Origin of the sequence: Herbaspirillum sp. UBA812, from assembly GCF_002296545.1 — a bacterium.
Lineage (GTDB): Bacteria > Pseudomonadota > Gammaproteobacteria > Burkholderiales > Burkholderiaceae_D > Herbaspirillum > Herbaspirillum huttiense.
This window is the reverse complement of the sequence record NZ_DBIC01000376.1, coordinates 1-2,143: the sequence shown is the minus strand read 5'-3', so window position 1 is coordinate 2,143 and position 2,143 is coordinate 1. Positions and strand designations below refer to the sequence as shown.

At 62.5% G+C, this 2,143-nt stretch carries 2 protein-coding genes and 1 pseudogene; 1 reads left to right on the top strand and 2 read right to left on the bottom strand.

All coding sequences use genetic code 11. From position 1 onward, the window contains the following. Positions 1-532: pseudogene (locus tag B3873_RS24880) on the top strand (ABC transporter ATP-binding protein); the annotation flags it as partial. Between the two features lie 15 nt (positions 533-547). On the opposite strand, the gene B3873_RS24875 reads toward B3873_RS24880, so the two are convergent. Together B3873_RS24875 and murJ are read right to left on the bottom strand one after the other, a co-directional pair. Further along, positions 548-1,396 carry a SirB1 family protein gene (locus tag B3873_RS24875; protein ID WP_034340401.1) on the bottom strand — a complete coding sequence of 283 codons (849 nt, stop codon included), beginning with the start codon at positions 1,394-1,396 and terminating at the stop codon, positions 548-550. A 111-nt stretch (positions 1,397-1,507) separates the two neighbouring features. Further along, the coding region (gene murJ, locus B3873_RS24870; RefSeq protein ID WP_286869684.1) for a murein biosynthesis integral membrane protein MurJ at positions 1,508-2,143 on the bottom strand (636 nt) is incomplete at its 5' end.

The following is a 2,143-nucleotide window of genomic DNA, read 5'->3' as shown; positions in this document are numbered from 1 at the left end:
GGACGAGCCGACCAACGACCTCGATATCGATACCCTGGAACTGCTGGAAGAATTGCTGGAAGAGTATGAAGGCACCGTCTTCCTGGTCAGCCACGACCGCATGTTCCTGGACAACGTGGTCACGCAGGTGATCGCCTCCGAAGGCAATGGCGTCTGGCGTGAATACGTGGGCGGTTATTCCGATTGGGAGCGCCAGCGCCCGGCGCAGACATCGGCAGGGGCCAAGGCTGCTGCCAAGGCGGCCGACAAGAACGAAGTCAAGGCCGAGTCCACCATGGCCGCACCTGCTGCCGCCCCCGCACCGGCCAAGAAGAAGCTGAGCTACAAGGAACAGCGCGAGCTGGAAGAACTGCCCAAGCGTATCGCCGCGCTGGAAGCGGAACAGAAGGAACTGTCGGCTAAACTGGCCGATCCGGATCTGTACAAGAAGGGGGCGGATGAAGCCGTCAAGCTGAACCAGCGTTTCGCCGAGATCGACGAAGAACTGCTGGTGAGCCTGGAGCGTTGGGAAGAAATCGAAGGGAAGCAGTAAGCCCGAACGGGCTGTTCAGCTCGGCTTGCGCAGTGCTTCGCGCAGGTCGGGCAGCATCTCCCGCAGGTTGGGCGCGTCCTCGGCATGGGGACGCAGGGCCAGGTAGGCTTCCAGATCCTCCAGCGCCGCCTGGGCTTGCCCGAGGTTGGCATAGGCCAGCCCACGGTCGCGTTTCTCGGTGATTTCCTCGGGTAGCAGGATCACCAGTCTCTCCTGCACATCCAGCACTTGCTGCCAGCGCTGGCTTTCCATGAAGATGGCCTTGAGGTTGCGCAGCATGCGCGCCAGGATCTCGCGTGGATGGGCCGCGCGCAGGTAGGCTGCCAGCGGCAGTTCATCGCCGAAATCCTCTTCGGGCTGATGGGCCAGATAGGGCTCCAGCCGCTCTTCCAGTTCCTGCCTCGACAGGCTCGCGCCATTCATGGGATCGAGCACGATTTCACCAGATTGCACCGAAAGCTTCATCAGGAAGTGGCCGGGGAAGGAAACTCCCTTCATCTCCAGGCCGATCTGCTGCGCCAGTTCGATATAGACCACCGCCAGCGAGATCGGAATGCCGCGCCGCGTCGAGATCACCCGGTGGATATAGCTGTTGTCGGGATCGTAGTAATTGTTGACGTTGCCGGCGAAGGCCATTTCCTGGAAGAAGAAATGGTTCAGCATGCGCAGCTTCTGGATCTGCGAGGCATCCTGGGGCAGGCGCTGCCTGAGCTTGAGCGCCAGCGTGTCGAGCGCCATCTCTTCCTCGGCAAAATCCATTTCCGGATAAAAATCCTGTCCCAGCGTCAAGGCAGATTCGAACAGCGGAATCGAATCGTCCTGGCGCACCAGCGAAGCAAAATAGTCGAGGGAGGTGAGCGTCATGTCACCCATGCTATCAAAATATTGCGCGCTGCGTCAGGTCTGCCGGGCGGGGAATGAAATTTCTTGTTTCAGACCGCTCCAGGCTTGTGCTGAAGCGGCCTGCAAGGCTGATCAGCGGCGCGCGATGCGCTTGAATTCACGCAGGCGGAAGCCCATCGCGAACAGCGGGCCGAAATAGGCCACCGCACACACCGCCAGCACCAGCATCAGCGCCCCGATGCGCAGCAGCGGATGGGCGCGCAGGGCGACCCAGTCGAAGTGGCCGGAAATCCACAGCGCCACCCCGGCCATCACCAGCAGCGCGCCGGTCAGGCGTACCAGGAACAGGCCCCAGCCCGGACGCGGCACGTAGATCTGGCGGCGGCGCAGGCCGATGTAAAGACACAGGGCATTGAGACAGGCCCCCAGGCCGATCGACAAGGCCAGGCCGGCGTGCGAGAACAGGGGCACGAAGACGCTGTTCATGAGCTGGGTGGCGATCAGCACGCCGATGGCGATGATGACGGGGGTGCGGATATCCTGCTTGGCATAGAAGCCGGGGGCCAGAATCTTCACCACGATCAGGCCGATCAGGCCGACACCGTAGGCCACCAGGGCGTGGCCGACCATGGTGACCGACAGCGCATCGAAGCGGCCATAGTGGAACAGGGTGGCGGTGAGCGGCTCGGAGAGCGTGGCCAGGCCCACGGCCGAGGGCATGGCCAGCATGAAGGTCAGGCGCAGGCCCCAGTCCAGCAGGGCGGAATA